Consider the following 17,828-nt stretch of genomic DNA (forward strand, 5'->3'; position numbering starts at 1 on the left):
GAAGTTATTATTACACGATTTTTTCAAAAGGAGTCTAAATGATATATGAAAACATCGTTCAAACCATCGGTAAAACGCCGATCGTAAGGATAAACAGCGTGCACGAAGAGGGCATGGCTGAAATCTACGCAAAGCTTGAGTTTTTTAACCCGGGCGGCTCGGTAAAAGATAGAATCGCCGCAAATATGATCCTCGGTATGCAAAAAGAGGGCATGCTAAAAAAAGGCGACGTCATCGTGGAGCCAACTAGCGGCAACACCGGCATAGGCGCGGCTATGGTCGGCGCGGCGCTAGGATATAAGGTTGTACTAGTGATGCCTGAAACCATGAGTATAGAAAGACGCAAACTGCAAAAGGCCTACGGAGCGGAGCTAGTGCTAACCGAGGGCGCAAAAGGCATGAAGGGCGCGATCGAAAAAGCAAACGAGCTCGTGCGCGAAAAAGGCTACGTGATGCTAAGTCAGTTTGAAAATAAATTTAACCCGCAGGCTCACGAGCTAACGACGGCAAAAGAGATCATGGATGACTTTGGGGAGCTTGACGCGTTTATAGCGGGCGTAGGCACGGGCGGCACGCTAAGCGGCACCGCAAGAGCTCTAAAAGCAAACGGCTATAAGACTAAGATCGTCGCCGTAGAGCCAAACGACTCCGCCGTGATCTCGGGCGAAAAACCAGGCCCGCACAAGATCCAAGGCATAGGAGCGGGTTTTATCCCGGCTACGCTTGATACCGCTTGCATCGACGAGATAGAGCGTGTGGATAACGACGAAGCCTTTGAGACGGCTAGAAAGTTGGCTAAAGAAGAGGGTATCTTGCTAGGTATCTCGGGCGGTGCGGCTCTGGCGGCTGCGGTGAAGGTCGCAAAGAGGCTAGGTAAGGGCAAAAAGGTGCTTTTCATAGCTCCTGATAACGGCGAGAGATATCTTAGTACTCCGCTTTACGAGGCGTGATTTGGGACTGATAGCTGAGCTAAACGAGCTGGTCGCGACCGTGCGTGAGAAGGACCCGTCGGTAGCCTCGTGCTGCTACGGGGCGATCCTCGTCAATACTCCGGGCATCCATGCCGTCTTTTTTCATAGATTCGCGCACTTTTTGCATGTTAAAAATTGGCGATTTACGGCGCGCTTCGTTTCGCAGATGTCGCGCTTTTTAACGGGCATCGAAATACATCCGGGCGCCAAGATCGGCAGGCGGCTTTTTATCGATCACGGCATGGGTGTGGTTATCGGCGAGACGGCCGAGGTGGGAGATGACGTGCTGATCTATCATCAAGTAACTCTAGGCGGCACGGGTAAAGAGTGCTGCAAGCGCCACCCGACCGTAAAAAACGGCGTCACGATAGCAGCCGGCGCAAAGGTGCTAGGAAACATCCTAATCGGCGAAAACGCCAAAATAGGAGCGAACTCAGTCGTGCTAAAAGACGTGCCCGATAACGCCACGGTCGTAGGAATCCCTGCTAGGATCGTGCGAATAAACGGCGAACGAGTCGGCGAGTAGGTTAAATTTGCGCCGACCTACTTAAATTTTTCCTATAAATATTCTCAGTAAGACCTTAAATTTTTAAAATTTCTTTAAAAATTTGTCGCTCAAAGCAAAAATTATAAAATTCACTATTTAAAATATTAAGCTTTTTATAAAATTTTTAGCACGCTTTGATTAAAATTAATTTTTTGCTAGATAAGGAGCTTATTTTGACGTTTATCTCTGTTTTATTTTTTATCGCTTCGCTGCTTTTTGCCGCATTTTTACCTCGCAAAAGCTTAAAAATAATCGTCGGCGCACTTTCGTTTATCTACATCGCAACACTCGTTTTTGACCTTTTGCTATTTTTTATTTTTGGCAAACATTTCGGACTTTTTGTTGTCTCATTTTTTAATACATCCATAAAGGGTGCGCCTTTCACAAGTTTTGCGCGTGAAATATTGATTTTGAGCGCAATATGTTTTGCTATTTTATTGTTTTGTATTATTATTAGTATTCGTATGATTAAAATTGACCGCATTTCAAAATTTAGTTTTTTATTTATACCTTGGATTGTGACGGCATTTTTGTTAAATCCTTTTTGCATTTACGCATACGAGTTTTATTCGCAATTAAACCCGCGAGTAGACGACATAAAAAAGCAAATTTATCCGTATCTCGCCGTTCCGGCTCCGCGCGAGCCTACCAAAAGAAAAAATATCGTTTATATTTTTTTAGAAAGTTTTGACCGAGCTTATACAGATGAACAGCTGTTTCCAGGCCTTACGCCGAGGCTAAATGCTCTAAAAAATCGAATGGATTTTACAAATATCACACAAGTGCGTGATACTGAATTTACAATTAAAGGTTTTTTTGGAGCGCATTGTGCAGCAAACTATACTTTTGTGCCTAGTGATGAGCTGAATTCTAAAAATTTCAGTACAAATATAACTTGTGCAAGTGAAATTTTAAAATCTATCGGCTATTACGCATACTTCCTAAAGGGTGCAAGTTTGGCGTTTCAAGGAACAGATGGTTTTTTAAAGCAGCGCAGATATGATGAAATGAAAGGCAAAGAACAAATTTTGGAGCAAAATAGTGCCGCGCGGCTAAACGAGTGGGGTGTGCAGGATGATGATATGCTAGGTGTTGCTTACGGCGATTTTGAGCGCTTAAGCAAAATGGAAAAGCCTTTTTTGATGGGGCTAATTACTCTCTCCACGCACTCTCCAAACGGGTTTGTACCAAATTCGTGTGAGGATTTATATTATAGTGAAAGCGATGCTCAGATGCTTAGGGCCGTACACTGCACCGATAGACTAGTAAGTGATTTTATAGAAAAAATACGCACCAGTAAATATGGCAAAGATACGATTGTCGTTGTGCAAAACGATCATCCTCTTTTTTACTCAAGTAACACTAGCGGTGATTTTGGAGATAAACTAAAAGGTTCAAAAGATTTATTTGTTATATTTGACGATGACTTAAATGGAGAGTTTACGATAGAAAAAAGGGGTACCTCGTTTGATACTTTTACTACCATTCTTGGGTATTTGGGTATATTGGACGAAATGAATTTTGGTAGAAATTTGCTTGCAAGGGATAGTCTTCCTTTTTTGGCGGATAGCGAGTTTTTTAACAATGCTAGCAAGGTATTTACTAAAATTTCATATGAAGAAGCCGTGAAAGCTCAAAAACTAGGTTTCGTTAAGTAAATTATTTAATCTGACGAAATTTCAATTTTCTGGTAGTATAACTTGCTATATTAAATTTGATGGAATAACTAAAATTTCCAGCAAATTTGGCTAAATTTACTCCTCAAATATTGGCAGTTTTAGCTCTTTGGTTTTTTGTCGTTGGTGTTTGAGTTTTTGCTCCTCATTTGTACCGCTCAAATTTTGCGTATCTAAGCCTTTATTAAATTTGTCGTCGCTCGCGCCATCGTCAAATTTGACCGACTCGCCGGTTTCATTCGTTGCGATTTTGAGTCGTTTCATCGTCTTGGCTGATTTGCTAAACTCTATTAGATCCTCGGTCGTCTTTACTTCGCTCGGGAGCTTTTGCAGTGAGTATTTAAAAATTTCGGCCGCAGCGATAGCGTCGCTTAGGGCTCTGTGGTGGGTATTGTCGATGCCTAAAAGTTCTTTTAGCGTGCCTAGGCCGTATTTTGGCGAGGCTATGGTGCGGCGGGCCAGATCGATCGTGCAGAGCCTGCGGTTTAGCAGCTCGCCGTATCCTAGCGCCTCCAGCGTCGCGCTGATAAAGCCGTAGTCGAAACGAACGTTGTGTGCCACAAAAACGCTCTGACCTAAAAAGACTTTAAACTGCTCCATGACGAAGGCTAGGCTGGGTGCATTTTTTAGGTGTTCTGCTGTGATTCCAGTTAGTTCGCTAATATTTTCCGGGACATAGGGTGCGTACACGAAGGTTTCAAATTTGCCGATTATTTCGCCATTTTGTAGCTTTAGCGCGCCGATTTCTATGATCTGGCCGCTATTTATGCCGCCGCTAGTTTCTATATCTACGACGCAAAAAATTTGATCTTTTATCTCCTTGCGGCGAGTTTTGAGCTCGATTTGGTTTTTTGCGGTGCGGGTTATATCAAGCCCCAGCGCGCGCCACATCTGCACGTCGCGAACATCAAAAAGCTCGGAGTATTCGTCCATTTGCTTTGTTGCGGCGACGAAGTCGGCGTAGGGCACGTTTCGCTTTGCGATGACGGCTAGTAAATTTTCAAAATCTCGGTTCAAAACTCGAGCTTTAGCGAGCGGATAGAGTGCTCGTATGAATTTGACGAAAATATATAGCTGCCCGCCACGACGATATCCACGCCGGCTTCATCTAGCTGCGCGACGTTTAGTCCCGTCACGCCGCCGTCTACTTCGATCATGCATTTTGCGTTTTTGCGCTCGATCATTTCGCGCAAATTGCGGGCTTTTTCAAGCACCGAAGGGATAAATTTTTGACCGCCGAACCCCGGATTTACGCTCATTAGCAGCACCATATCGACCTCGTTTACGATGTGCTCGATCGCTGTGACCGGCGTGTGTGGGTTTAGCACGATGGCAGGCCCTACGCCGTGGCTGCGGATGTGATCTATGAGGCGTAGCGGATGCTTTTCCTCCTCGATGTGAAAGCTTAAAAATTTAGGCTTCAGAGGCAAAAAAAGATCGGCGAAAAAGGTATTATTTTGAACCATCAGGTGTATATCTAGCGGCTTTGTGGCTGCCTTGGCGACTGCATTTACGACCACCGGGCCGATGGTTAAATTCGGCACGAAATGCCCGTCCATCACGTCGACATGCACGAGATCGGCTCCGGCTTCGCAGATGGCCTCGATCTCGGCTTTTAAATTTCCAAAATCAGCCGATAAAATACTCGGTGCTACGTACATTTGATTGTCCTTTATTTGCTTAGAAAAAATATCGCGTCCATACCGTCTATATCGAGTCGCACCAGGACGCCTTTGTTTTTTTTATCTTCGTCTATGATGGTTTCAAAAACGTGCGGCAAGGTAAAATTTGCCTCTATCTTTTGGGTTTTTAGCCACGCCTCGATGCGGTCGGAGATGACGCTAAGTAGGTCTGCGTAGGCCTCGGTCATGCTTACGCCGCTACTTTCTTGGAGTAAAATTTTGCAGATCCTATGAACGGCGTATTTTTCGATGCAGAGGATAAATTTGGCATTCATATCGCCGTAAAACGCTACCGAGCCCATGCAAAATTTCTCCTCGTCGCAGCTAAAATTTGCTATATCCGTAGTGGTGCGGGTAACTGGTAAATTTGATAAAGACGCCAGCGTATCCATGATGACTTTTAGCACGTTTGGCAGGACGTCTATGAGATCTTTAGTGATATTTTTTGGCCTATCCTCGGCTGTTGCGCCGCCGCCTTCTATCGTCGCGTCGTCGTTAAAAAAGTCCTCAACCGAACGGTAAAGCAAGATTCCGCAGTCTTCCAAATCGTAAATTAGCGCTTTTGACATGCTTTCTTTTTTTAGTCCGCACAGCGCTATCGTGGCTCCGTATTCGGCGCACTCCATCGCTAGTTTGGCTAAAAACGATACGCCGTGGATGTTGATAGAGCTTGATTTGCCCATGTCAAAAACGAAAAATTTAAAGCCTACTTTGAGCGAATTTAGAAAAACTTTATAGTCGAAATTTTCCGAGAAAGAGGAGTCGATAAAGCCGTCTATGCCGTAGATCACGACGTTTTCTTTGAGCGTGATTTTGATATCTTTTTTGCTTGATTTTATGTCGGTTAGATGAACGGCGTATTCAAAATCTTTGTAGGTGCTCTTAAATTCGTTGATATCTTTTGCAATCACGGGCTTATACCCGCGGCCTGAAAGCCTCAGTGCGATCTGGCGTTTTTGCTCGGCGTCCGAGTTAAATACTATAATGCGTCTGTTTGCAAATTCCGGCTCAAAAGTACCCCAAAATAGGAGCGCGACGTTTGAAGTCTCAAAAAACGATACGTTTAAAACGTCTTTTGACATCCTTTTTAGCGCTTTAAATTTAAGCTCGTTGTAGTCGCAAAAGCCTACGTCGGCGTTGCTTTCTTTTGCTAGCCTTGAGACGATTTCTAGGACGAGATTAAAGCCTACTTTATTGAAATAAACGGCATTTTTTAGGGATATTAGGATATGGCGCGGCGCATTTTGGCGCAATTGTCTCATACTCGCATCGCCAATGCCGTATTTGTCGATATCCCCGTCTAGAAAGCCAAGAGGGTAAAATATCGCAACGTTATCTTTAAATCTCAGTCTCATAAATGGGGATAAAAGCTTTCCTAAAATTTTAAATTTTGCTAAAAATCGACTAGTAAATTTTTAAAATTTAACCGCGTTTAAGTTATGATATTTTAGCTTTTTTATCCATAAAATCAGTTTAAAAACTAACGCTTTTGTAAAAGTAGCTTTAAGCTTTTATTTTGTTTCTTTTAGATAAAATCAGCAGAAATTTTTATTTTTAAGGAAACAAATATGTCAAGAGTATGCGCAATAACAGGCAAAGGCCCGATGGTAGGCAACAACGTCAGCCACGCCAAAAACAGAACGAAAAGAAGGTTTTTGCCAAACCTAAGAACCATCCGCGTTACGCTAGAGGACGGCACTACTAGGAAGATCAAAGTAGCTGCTTCTACGCTAAGAACGATGAGAAAACAGTCACGATAAATTTACCACAAATTTGAGGAGTTGTCTTTGTTTAAAAAGATTTTAAAATTCCTCAACTGGTCAAGTTCTGCCAAGCCTCAAATCAACCTCAATACCGAACTTTACGAACAACTTCGCCCGTTTCGCTTACCGCTCATCCTAGTCGTTTTGATGATGATGATCGGCGCTATGGGCTACGTCACGATCGATGGTTTTAGCCTGATAGACGCGATTTATCAGGCCGGTATGACTTTTACGACCGTCGGATTTACCGAGGTTGCTCCTATTTCTCCGGCCGGCCGGATTTTTACTATCACTTTTATTTTGCTAGGCTTTGCCGTTTTTACGTTTTCTACGGGTTTGATGCTCGAAGTTTTAAAAAAAGGCGCGCTCGTAGCAATCATAAAGGAAAGACGAATGCTATACAAGATCGCAAGACTAAAAAACCACTTTGTCATCTGCTATCACAACCAATATACAATGGAATTAAGCCGCGAATTTAGGGAAAATCATATCCCATTTATCGTCATCGATCCGCGCGAGGATCTGCCTGAGATCGCTGAAAAATACAAATATCCATACTATATCGTCTCTCAGCCGCACACGCAAACGGCGCTTTTAAAGACGCATTTTTCAAGCGCAAAAGGCATGATCACGTTAAGTCCAAACATCGCCGACAACATCGCCCTTATCGCCACCGTGAGGCTATATGAAAAAGAGATCGGGCGCAAAAAGCCGTATTTTATAATGACAAACTCCGATAGCCAAGACGATACCGAGCGGTTAAAAAAGCTCGGCGCAAACAGCGTCGTGAGCCCGTCAAAACTCGTCGCCCAGCGCCTTAGCGCGATGAGCGTGCGTCCGGATATGGAAAATTTGCTCGAGCAGTTTTTGTATAAGCAAGACTCGCCGATCGACATCGAGGAGATTTCGGTGCCGGATTATTCGTGGGTGCGCTTTAAACGTCTAAAAGAAACTAATCTGCGAAACATAACAAACGCCGACGTCGTGGGTATCAAAGACGTAAATAACAAATTTATCCCGATGCCAAAGGGCGACACGCTAATCGGCACTGGCACGAAGCTGCTAGTTATCGGTACCGGCGAGTCGATACGCCTAACTAAGCGCGTCATAAAAAGTAGGCATAAGCCAGAAGAGCTAAAATACGTTTAAATTTGGGCTTTCGTGCGACTTGTTCGGCTTAAATTTGTATCAAGCAATCACTTCAAATTTGACCCAAAAACAATTGTCGGCGCAATAAAATTTGACAAATTTAAGCTTGGCGTAGGCTAGGTAAAATTTGCCAAATCGCCCAGATACGGCGCGTTTTTAACCCGCTCTTAAAATAATATTCGCTAAAATTAAATTAAAATTTAATCCACCAAAGGAGCAAATATGTTTCATGAAGACAGAGAGCTTATAACCAAGCTAAAAGGCACGAATGCGAGATTTACGTCGCTTTTCGACAAACACAACGACCTAGACGAAAAGATCGCCGAGATGCAAAAAGGCAACGTCTATAACGATGCCGAAGTGGATGCTCTAAAACGCGAAAAACTCAGACTAAAAGACGAAATTTACGCCTTTTTAGCCGAGTATAAAAAAGAAAATAATCTTTGATTTAATAGCGGCGGACGATTTGCGCCGCCGTTTTCTGTCTCAAATTCTCTCAAATTTTTATCTTTGATTAGCTGCAAATCGCGCCGAATTTAATTCAAAACAAGGATGTAAAATCGCTCCAAAAATACCAAATTTGACGTCAAAATATAAATTTATTTTCAAATTTACAACGCGGCTACATCGAAATCTTTTTGAGTACCCAAAAAACCGCCATCCCGACGCACAAAATAATAACCGCCCAAATATAATCCATCTTATTTCCTTGCCTATTTTTGCCGAAGCTTAATTTGTTTTTCGTTTATTATAACACAAACTTACGGCTTTTCGGAAAGGCCGTGATTTAAGAGAAAATTCGCTAAAATTTATAAAAGTTTAAAAAGGATGGAAAATGGATGAGACAAAGAGCGTTTTTATCAACCGCGAGCTTAGCTGGTTGCGCTTTAACTCGCGCGTTTTAGCCCAGTGCGAAAAGGCGTTACCGCCGCTTGAAAAGCTAAAATTTATCGCGATTTATATGACGAATTTGGATGAATTTTACATGATCCGTATCGCGGGGCTAAAGCAGCTTTTTGCCGCTGGAGTCGCAGCTAGCGGTAGCGACGGCATGAGTCCGCTCGAGCAGTTAAGAGAGATCAGAAAATACATCAAAGACGAACTCGCGCTCGTGGAAAAACACTATAAAGACGCGCTAAAAGAGCTCGCGCAAAACGGGCTTTTTATGAAAAATTACGACGAAATTTCGCCCGAGCTTCGCGCCAAATGCGACGAGTATTTTTTCTCAAACATCCTGCCCGTCATCGTGCCTATCGCGGTTGACGCCACGCATCCGTATCCTCATCTAAACAACCTTAGCTTTAGCCTAGCCGTCAAGCTTGCAGACGCGGATAGCCCCGAGATAGTGAAATTTGGCATGATACGTATCTCGCGCGTTTTGCCGAGATTCTATCAAGCGGCCGACAACGTCTACGTGCCCATAGAAACGATCGTACACCGCCACGCGGAGGAGATTTTTCCTGGTTACAAGCTACTTAGCTCGGCGGCATTTAGAGTCACGAGAAACGCCGACATCGTCATCGAGGAGGAAGAGGCGGATGATTTCATGATGATCCTCGAGCAGGGGCTAAAGCTACGCCGAAAGGGCGCCTTTGTGCGCATGCAGATACAAAAGGATGCCGACGCCGAGATAGTAGAGTTTCTAAACTCGCACATGAAGATCTTTTACAAAGACATCTACGAGTACACCGTCCCGCTCACACTAAATTCGCTATGGCAAATCGTGGGAAATAAAGAATTCTCGCACCTTTGCCTGCCGCCGTACGCGCCAAAGACATTGCCGCCTTTTAGCACTCATCTCTCGATGTTTGACGTCATCGATAAAGAAGACGTGCTAGTCGTGCATCCCTACGAGAGCTTTGATCCCGTCGTGCAGTTTATCAAGGAGGCTAGCAAAGATCCGCGCGTGATTTCGATCCGCATGACGCTCTACCGCGTCGATAAAAACTCGCCTATCATCCAGGCTCTCATCGACGCCGCAAACGACGGCAAGCAGGTAACCGTGATGGTCGAGCTAAAGGCGAGGTTTGACGAGGAAAACAACCTGCACTGGGCAAAGGCTCTAGAGGACGCCGGCGCGCACGTGATATACGGTATCACGGGCTTTAAGGTGCACGCAAAAGTGAGCCAAGTCATACGTCAAGAGGGCGGCAAGCTCAAATTTTACATGCATCTATCCACCGGCAACTACAACGGCGGCTCGGCGAAAATTTACACCGACGTGAGCTATTTTACGAGCAGGGCGGAGTTTGCCAGCGATACGACGACTTTTTTTCACATACTTTCTGGCTTTTCTAAAAACCGCCGTTTGCAGACGCTTTCTATGTCGCCGATGCAGATAAAAGAGCGCGTGCTAGAGATGATAAAGACCGAAACCGCGCACGGCGAGCAGGGCAGGATCGTGGCCAAGATGAACGCGCTGGTTGATAGCGATATCATAGACGCGCTGGTAAAGGCAAGTAGTGCCGGCGTAAAGATCGATCTCATCGTTCGCGGCATCTGCTGCGTGCGCCCGGGCGTGAAAGGCCTCAGCGAAAATATCCGCGTGAGATCGCTCATCGGCAAATACCTTGAGCATGCAAGGATATTTTATTTTAGGCACGCCGATCCTCAAATTTACATCGCATCCGCCGACTGGATGCCGCGAAATCTCGAGCGCCGCCTAGAGCTTATGACGCCGATAATCGATAAAAATTTGCAAGAGCGTTTACTCGAGTTTTTGCGCTTGCAGCTTAGCGATAACGAGCTAGCCTTTGAGCTGCAAAACAGCGGCGAATACGCCAAAGTAGCGCCAAAAGAGGGCGACGCGCGCATAAACTCGCAAGAGGTGCTCGAGGAGTACGTGAGCGGGATATATAAGGCGACGAAAAAGGATAGCGATAAGGGGAAGAGCGAGCAGATGGTGGCGAAACTTTTGAAAGAAAGTTAAGCGGCTTTTGGGAAGGCTTGTCTCGCGAGCGCTTTTCCGAGATTTTGCAAAATTTCGCTCCGTAGGCTATATGCCTAGCGCACGCTCAATTTTGCTTCAAAACTCGAAAAATCATCTCGCGATACTTCACCTTATCGCTTTACGATCAAATTTGAAGTCAAATTCGCAAATTTCGACTTCAAATTTTACTCGCCGAGACCCGCACCTTGATGTTGCTAAAATTTGACTCACAAATTTACAGAAATCTCCGCATGTTGCGAATTTTACTTCGCCGAGCTTTTATCGTAAGCATGTCGGTCAAAATTTAAAAACAAAATATAAGTGATAAAATGATTTCTTTCAATACCTTTTTCTCGGGGTTTTCGCTCGGACTCTCGCTGATCCTTGCCATCGGAGCGCAAAATGCCTTCGTGCTAAAACAAGGTACCAAAAAACAGCATGTTTTTCTCGTTTGCGCTATCTGCGCGCTTAGCGACGCCGCGCTGATCTTTGCGGGCGTATTAGGGTTTGGCTACGTGGTTGAGCGCTATCCCATCATCAAAACGGCCACACTTTGGGGCGGATTTGTATTTTTGAGCATTTACGGAATTCGTAGCCTTTATAGCGCGTTTAGCGCCTCGCATGCGCTAACAGAGGGCGGTGAGGAGGCACACAGTGCGGCTAAAACGGCGCTTCTAACGCTAGCTTTTACGTGGCTAAATCCGCACGTTTATCTTGACACGGTCGTACTTTTGGGCTCGGTTTCTACGAAATTTGGCGAGAGTGCGGGGCTCTTTGGTATGGGCGCAATGTGCGCGTCGTTTGCGTTTTTCTTTTTGCTTGGGTACGGAGCTAGATTTTTAGCGCCGTTGTTTCAAAAGCCCGCCGCATGGAAAATTTTGGAATTTCTCGTCGGCGTAACGATGATAGCGCTTGGCGTGATGCTAGTGATAGGTGAGTGATAGCGCTCAAATTTGACGACGACTGTGTCTATATTTATTTTTGAAACGGCAGCTTTAACGCGCACCGAAGCGGATCAAAAACTACAAAACAAATAATCTAAAATAAGGCTACCACAAATGAAATCATTTGAAGTTGTGAGGTTAAAAACGGCGGAGCGTAAACCCCGCCTTAAATTTAAGCGCCTATGATTTTTGGCTTTGAAAACGCTCTGATAGGTCTTATCGCGCCTTTATACTTCTCGACTTGGACCAAATTCGTATGCGCTATATTGCTTTGCGCTAGCTTGCTTGTGCCTTTGTCTTTTGTGAGCACGTTTACGCATCCGTGCTGGCACAGGCTATTTTTGCCGTAGACTTCAGGATCGTACCATGCGCCTTCGCATACTATTACGACGTCGTCTTGGGTTATATCGCTCACTATCGCCCCGCATAAAATTTCGCCCCTGTCGTTAAACACCCTAACCACGTCTCCCGTTGCGATGCCGCGTTTTTTGGCCGCGCTTTGGCTGATAAATATCGGCTCTCTACCGTTTACTTCGGCGTATTTTCTAACTATGGAGTTATCTAGCTGAGAGTGCAGCCTGAAGCGAGAGTGCGGAGTATTTAGCGCGAGTGGATATTTCTTGGTTTTTTCTTTATCGCCAAGCCACTCGGTAGGCTCAAACCACGCCGGATGCCCTAGGCAGTCGTCGTATTTCATTTTTGCGATGACGGGCGAGTAAATCTCGATTTTTCCAGACGGCGTTCCAAGTCTAAATTTGTTTGGATTTTCTCTAAAATTAGCAAATCTAGTATAGTATTTTTTCTCTTCGTCTTTTTTGTCGAATTTTACATATCCTTTTTCCCAAAACTCATCGAACGTAGGCAAATTATCGTATCCGAGCGCCTTGGCTTGATCCATGGCGTCGGCGAAAATTTCTTTTATCCACTCCATCTCGGTCTTGCCCTCGGTAAATACCTCTTCCATGCCCCATCTCTTGCAAATTCCTTTGCAAATTTCAAAATCGCTCCTGCTCTCGCCCATAGGCTGGACGGCTTGTTTTACGGCAAATATATACTCGCCCGTAGCGTTTGACTGCTCTATGTCGTTTCTCTCTGGCTCTATGGCTGCAGGCAGGACTATGTCGCTAAGCTTGGCCCCGCTAGTCCAATAAGGCTCTATGGTTATCACGGTATCGAGTTTTTTCCACGCTTGTACCGCGCGGTTTATATCCTGATGTCTCGTAAATATCGATCCGCTGGCGCTTACGGAAACTCTCATATGCGGGAGTTTGTAAATTTCGCCGTTTCTTTGCATCTCTTGGCCCGGGTTTAGTAGCGCGTCTATTATTCTACTGTTTGGCATGACGTAGCCTTTGTTTTTCACCCAAGGGCTATTTTCTGTGGTGTATTTTTCACTAGGAACCGAGCTTAGGCCTTTTAGAGCCGGCGCTATAAAGCTTTCCGTGCTGGTTTTATGCCCCTGATCGCAAGTCATAAAGCCGCAGCCCTCCTTGCCTATGTGTCCTAGCATCGAGGCTAGAGTGATGAGAACCCAATACGACTGCTCTCCGTGATCTTGTCTTTGGATGGCAAAACCGCTTATTATCAAAGACTCGTTTTTGGCTAGCGACACGCATAGCTCCTCTAGCTTTTTGACGCTTACGCCGCAAATTTTGCTAGCCCAGTCTAAGTTTTTAACCACCTTGTCGTTAGTGCCTAGGAAATAATCTTTAAATTTATTAAATCCGACGGTGTATTTTCCTATAAAGGCTTCGTCGTATAGTTTATTTTCGTATAGATAGTGACACATGCCTATCATCATAGCCGTATCCGTCCCCGGCACCACTCCTATAAAGTTCGAGTTTAGATACCTGATCGTGTCGTTTTTATAGGTATCTACGGCGTAAATTTTCTTCTCGCCTTTTGCGTTCATCTCTTTTAGTTTGGCATACACGTCGTAGCCCTCGTGAGTAGGAGCGCCTACGCCTATTTCATTAGTTACTACCGGGTTGCTTCCCCAAAATACTATCGTTTTGGCGGACTTTAGTACTGCTTCCCATTTTGTCGGAACTTCGTTTGGCTCGATGGTTCCGATAACGTGGGGCATGATAACGTGACCCGCGCCGTAGGAGTAGTTGCCGTCCTCCGAGACGAAGCCGCCTAGTATCGTTAGCATCCTCCTAGCCGTAGCTCTACCCCAGCTAACATTACCGCTGCCGCCCCACCAGTAGCACTCTCCGTAGATGCTCTCGGAGCCGTATTTTTCAAAATTCTCTTTTAGGGCTTTTGCGGCTAGATCAAGCGCCGTATCCCAGCTAATCCTTACGAATTCTTCCTCGCCTCTAAGTTCGGGTTTGTTTGGTCCCTTTTTCTCCAGATAACTCTTTCTAACGCAAGGGTACAGTACTCTGCTCTCGTTTTGGACGCAATCTGCAACGGCGTTATTTAAAGTGCTTGGGAATTTATCCGCCTCAAAAGGATCTACGCTAGTTATCTGTCCACTGACTACGTTTGCGTAAAACGGACCGAATCTATTTGCGCAAAAAACTTTCTTCTGGTCAAAAAGCGTCTGGGTGACGCCCTCTATCCTGCTAGCTTGCAGGCTAACGCCAGCTAATGCGCTAAGCTTTAAGAAATTTCGTCTTTTCATTTTTTCTCCCTTGAAATGAAATTTGGTTATCTCGTCTTTGGTGTTGGGTTAAATGTACTCTCGGCTAAGCCTACGACTAAATTTGAGGTCGTTGGTGTTATTTATTAAACCTCCTTGAAGTATAAAAATTAATTCTATCATTATATGATATTATAAGAGATAAAGAATAAAAAGTATATAAAAAATGTGATTTTTAGTAGATATTGTTTGATTTTAAGTGTATAAGAGCGTGAAAGCGACTGTAAAATTTATAAAAAATGGCTAAAATTTGAGCTAAATTTAAGATAGGCAAATAAAAATGTTAGATGATTATGGCGACCAAATTTACCTCATCGGCGACGTTCACGGCTGTTATAAAACCCTCTGCGCTCTGATAGATCGTTTGCCGCGGGGCGCCGATTCTAAAATTTGCTTCGTAGGCGATCTGATAGACCGCGGCGAGGGGAGTTTTGAGGTCGTGCAGCTAGCGATGCGGCGCGGTTACGCGGCCGTGATGGGCAATCACGAGTACCGCCTTTTGCAACACAAGGACGCATTTTTACGCGGCGAGACGCCTAGCGACCCGCACTGGTTTTTCCTAAACGGCGGCGCGCAGACCTTCGCCTCCTACGTCAAAGCCAGCCGCGCACAAAAGCTCGCGCATATAGAGTTTTTGTCAAATTTGCCGCTTTATTTGGAATTTGCTGAGTTTAAAAACGCGCAGGGCGGGCGGCTCGTCGTATCGCACTCGGCGGCCGGGCGTATGTGGCCGCTGCGTAACTCGGACGGCGATAGCGCGGCGGAGTTTAGGCGGCATTTGCTTTGCGGTAGGGGCGATTTTAGCCAAAACGAAGGCGTTTTTAACGTCTACGGCCATACGCCGATCGCTAGCCCCGACATTACGGAATTTAGCGCAAATATCGACACGGGCTGCGTTTATAAGCATGATTTCGGCCGTCTTTGCGCGCTCGAGTTTCCGAGTATGCGAGTCTTTTTGCAGGAAAATATCGAGGAGGGCGGGTGAGTTTAGTTAAATTTTGAGGCTAAATTTGACTAAAATTTGAAATTTACGCACCGAGACTTGCATCTTAAAAATATAAAATTTGGTTTGATTAAAATTTGCCATTGCAAGTTCGGCTTTCTTGCGTAAAAAACAACCGTCTAAGGTTGTTTTTTACTTTATTGTAAAGGGGGTGGGGGCTTGAATGGCGAAGTCGCTCCCCACCCCCTTTAATCGCCCTCCCTCTACGACGCTTTTCTTCGTAGGGGCAACTTGTTGCCGTCTCGTAACGAGCGAAGCGAAGTTAAGGGTGGCGACATGGCTTTGCTTGCGCAAAGCGTCGCGAGTTTTTGACTCTAAATTTGATGTTTTCAGGGTACGGGTCTGGTCGAGTCAAATTTGAAACCGATTTAACTTCAAATTTGAGCGAAAAACGATAAGGCGAAGTGTCTTGTGATGAATTTAAATGTTGCGACGAAATTTTCGACCGAAGATAGAACATATAGTTCATCGAGGGATAAAATTTCTAGCTCATTTAAAGGTACGCAAGAAACGAGCCGCTCACAATTTACGTATTTTGGCGATTTCGTCGCGTAATGCCGCCGCCTTCTCAAACTCCAGCTGCGCCGCGGCATCCAGCATCTGCTTTCTTAGCTCTTTTATGATACTCGCTCGCTCGGCGGCAGGCATTTTTTCTAGATTTGCGCCTTTTCTTAAGATCTCCGTGCCGTCCTCGACGTGCAGGCTCTCCTCGATATTTCGGCTGGCCGAGCGCGGCGTGATGCCGTTGGCACGGTTGTATTCGTCTTGCATCTTGCGGCGAGCTAGCGTCGTATCCATCGCTTCTTGCATGGATTTGGTGATCTTTTTGGCAAACATCAGCACTCGGCCGTTTACGTTTCTAGCCGCGCGCCCCATCGTTTGGATCAGGCTCGTCGTCGAGCGCAAAAAGCCCTCCTTGTCGGCATCCATGATGGCTATGAGGCTAACCTCGGGCAGGTCAAGCCCCTCTCTGAGCAAATTTATGCCGATGAGCATATCAAACTCGCCCCCGCGCAGCCCGCGGATGATCTCGTTTCGCTCGACGGCGTCGATGTCTGAGTGCATGTATTTGACCTTGATGCCAAGCTCGGTGTAGTAGCGGCTGAGCTCCTCGGCCATCTTTTTGGTGAGCACGGTGACTAGCACGCGCTCGTTTCTCTCGATGGTTTTTTTCGCCTCGTCAAATAAAATCTCCACCTGATTTTCGCTGTCTTTTATCTCGATTAAGGGATCAAGCAGTCCGGTCGGGCGTAAAATTTGCTCGTAAACGTGGTCGCGGCTTAAATTTATCTCGTATTCGTTCGGGGTCGCCGAGACGAAAAGAAATTTGGCGCGTTTGTTTATAAACTCGTCAAATTTAAGCGGACGGTTGTCAAGCGCGGACGGGAGGCGAAAGCCGTACTCCACCAGCACCTCTTTGCGGCTGCGGTCACCTGCGTACATACCGCGAAACTGCGGCAGGCTCACGTGACTTTCGTCCACGATGACTAGATAGTCCTTGCCGCCTAGCTCGAAATAATCAAACATCGAGTAGGGCGTCTCTCCCGCCTTTTGTCCTGTTAGGTGGCGCGCGTAGTTTTCGATGCCCTTGCACATGCCCGTGCTGCTCATCATCTCTAGATCAAATTCCACTCGTTGTTTTAGGCGTTGCGCTTCTACGAGCTTGCCTTGCTCGCTAAATTCTTTTAGCCGCTGCGCCAGCTCCTCTTCTATCTGTTTGATCGCGATTTTTAGGCGGTCTGCGCCCACGATAAACTGGCTGGTCGGGTAGAGGATAAATTTTTTCAGGTCGTGTCTTTTTTTGTTTTCCAGCACGTCCAGGCTATACATCGTCTCGATCTCGTCGCCGAAAAACTCGATCCTAAACGCCTCGTCGTTAAAATACGCAGGGTATACGTCCACCACGTCGCCGTTTACGCGAAAGTCGCCGCGGTCGAAATAAACGTCGTTTCGCTTGTATCCCATATCCACTAGCTTTTGCAGTAGCGCGCGCTGATTGATTTTATCGCCGACGTTTAGGTATGCGACCATGCCTTGGTATTCGCTAGGATTACCTAAGCCGTAGTTGGCCGACACCGACGCCACGCACACGACGTCGTCAAAGCTAAGCAAGCTCGCCGTCGCAGATAGGCGCAGACGTTCGAGTTCTTCGTTTACGGAGCTGTCCTTTTCGATAAAAAGGTCTTGACGCGGGATGTAGGCTTCGGGCTGATAGTAGTCGTAGTAGCTGATGAAATACTCCACATGATTTTTAGGGAAAAAGCCCTTAAATTCGCTATAAAGCTGCGCGGCAAGGGATTTATTGTGCGTCATTATTAGCGTGGGCATATTTAGCTCTTTTATCACGTTTGCCATCGTAAAGGTCTTGCCCGAACCCGTGACGCCTAGAAGCGTTTGGTATTTGTTTCCTGATTTTACGGATGCGACGATATTGGCGACAGCGCGGGCCTGATCCTCGCTCGGGCTAAATTTGGACGAAATTTCAAAATTTTTCATTTTTTACCTTAAAAATCAGCT

Annotated in this window: 14 protein-coding genes; 9 read left to right on the top strand and 5 right to left on the bottom strand. The window is 45.7% G+C overall.

What is annotated here, in order from left to right:
• The first annotated feature begins 38 nt into the window (after nt 1-38).
• The 3 genes from cysK to ACTTJF_RS05645 all read left to right on the top strand — a co-directional run bounded on the left by cysK (nt 39) and on the right by ACTTJF_RS05645 (nt 3,176).
• Nucleotides 39-950, top strand: coding sequence for a cysteine synthase A (gene cysK / locus ACTTJF_RS05635; RefSeq protein WP_442551124.1), 912 nt, complete (start codon nt 39-41; stop codon nt 948-950).
• A gap of 10 nt (nt 951-960) precedes the next feature.
• A complete protein-coding gene (gene cysE, locus ACTTJF_RS05640) occupies nt 961-1,497 on the top strand; it encodes a serine O-acetyltransferase (RefSeq protein ID WP_442551149.1) in 537 nt (178 codons plus the stop codon).
• A gap of 194 nt (nt 1,498-1,691) precedes the next feature.
• Nucleotides 1,692-3,176, top strand: a complete 1,485-nt coding sequence (locus ACTTJF_RS05645) for a sulfatase-like hydrolase/transferase (RefSeq protein ID WP_442551125.1) — start codon at nt 1,692-1,694, stop codon at nt 3,174-3,176.
• A gap of 96 nt (nt 3,177-3,272) precedes the next feature.
• Here ACTTJF_RS05645 and ACTTJF_RS05650 read toward each other — a convergent pair whose 3' ends face one another.
• Genes ACTTJF_RS05650 through ACTTJF_RS05660 form a run of 3 tightly spaced genes read right to left on the bottom strand, consistent with a single transcriptional unit; the run spans nt 3,273 to nt 6,231 of the window.
• Entirely contained in the window at nt 3,273-4,211 is a 939-nt protein-coding gene (locus tag ACTTJF_RS05650) for a 3'-5' exonuclease (RefSeq protein WP_442551126.1), read from the bottom strand.
• Nucleotides 4,208-4,855: a ribulose-phosphate 3-epimerase gene (gene rpe / locus ACTTJF_RS05655; protein WP_442551127.1), complete on the bottom strand. Its 648-nt coding sequence runs from the start codon at nt 4,853-4,855 to the stop codon at nt 4,208-4,210. Before rpe ends, ACTTJF_RS05650 begins: the two co-directional genes overlap by 4 nt.
• Nucleotides 4,856-4,866: 11 nt before the next feature.
• The gene (locus ACTTJF_RS05660) at nt 4,867-6,231 is read right to left on the bottom strand and encodes an STAS domain-containing protein (RefSeq protein ID WP_442551128.1); all 1,365 of its coding nucleotides are present in this window, start codon (nt 6,229-6,231) and stop codon (nt 4,867-4,869) included.
• Nucleotides 6,232-6,444: 213 nt separating this feature from the next.
• Between ACTTJF_RS05660 and rpmB the strand changes: the two genes are divergently transcribed.
• The 5 genes from rpmB (at nt 6,445) to ACTTJF_RS05685 (ending at nt 11,658) form a co-directional block, all read left to right on the top strand.
• Entirely contained in the window at nt 6,445-6,636 is a 192-nt protein-coding gene (rpmB, locus tag ACTTJF_RS05665) for a 50S ribosomal protein L28 (protein WP_002945979.1), read from the top strand.
• A gap of 27 nt (nt 6,637-6,663) precedes the next feature.
• Entirely contained in the window at nt 6,664-7,788 is a 1,125-nt protein-coding gene (locus ACTTJF_RS05670) for a potassium channel family protein (RefSeq protein ID WP_442551129.1), read from the top strand.
• 222 nt (nt 7,789-8,010) lie between these two features.
• Nucleotides 8,011-8,235 (top strand): YdcH family protein, encoded by a 225-nt coding sequence (locus ACTTJF_RS05675; RefSeq protein ID WP_002946649.1) that lies wholly within the window; start codon nt 8,011-8,013, stop codon nt 8,233-8,235.
• Between the two features lie 388 nt (nt 8,236-8,623).
• Nucleotides 8,624-10,717, top strand: coding sequence for an RNA degradosome polyphosphate kinase (locus ACTTJF_RS05680; RefSeq protein ID WP_442551130.1), 2,094 nt, complete (start codon nt 8,624-8,626; stop codon nt 10,715-10,717).
• Between the two features lie 329 nt (nt 10,718-11,046).
• The gene (locus ACTTJF_RS05685; protein ID WP_442551131.1) at nt 11,047-11,658 is read left to right on the top strand and encodes a LysE/ArgO family amino acid transporter; all 612 of its coding nucleotides are present in this window, start codon (nt 11,047-11,049) and stop codon (nt 11,656-11,658) included.
• Between the two features lie 175 nt (nt 11,659-11,833).
• Here ACTTJF_RS05685 and ACTTJF_RS05690 read toward each other — a convergent pair whose 3' ends face one another.
• Nucleotides 11,834-14,290 (bottom strand): molybdopterin-dependent oxidoreductase, encoded by a 2,457-nt coding sequence (locus tag ACTTJF_RS05690; protein ID WP_442551132.1) that lies wholly within the window; start codon nt 14,288-14,290, stop codon nt 11,834-11,836.
• A gap of 298 nt (nt 14,291-14,588) precedes the next feature.
• Between ACTTJF_RS05690 and ACTTJF_RS05695 the strand changes: the two genes are divergently transcribed.
• Nucleotides 14,589-15,293, top strand: coding sequence for a metallophosphoesterase (locus tag ACTTJF_RS05695; RefSeq protein ID WP_442551133.1), 705 nt, complete (start codon nt 14,589-14,591; stop codon nt 15,291-15,293).
• Between the two features lie 537 nt (nt 15,294-15,830).
• Here ACTTJF_RS05695 and uvrB read toward each other — a convergent pair.
• Nucleotides 15,831-17,807 (bottom strand): excinuclease ABC subunit UvrB, encoded by a 1,977-nt coding sequence (gene uvrB, locus ACTTJF_RS05700; protein ID WP_442551134.1) that lies wholly within the window; start codon nt 17,805-17,807, stop codon nt 15,831-15,833.
• Nucleotides 17,808-17,828 lie beyond the last annotated feature (21 nt).

This window comes from Campylobacter sp. (assembly GCF_052170435.1).
GTDB lineage: Bacteria > Campylobacterota > Campylobacteria > Campylobacterales > Campylobacteraceae > Campylobacter_A.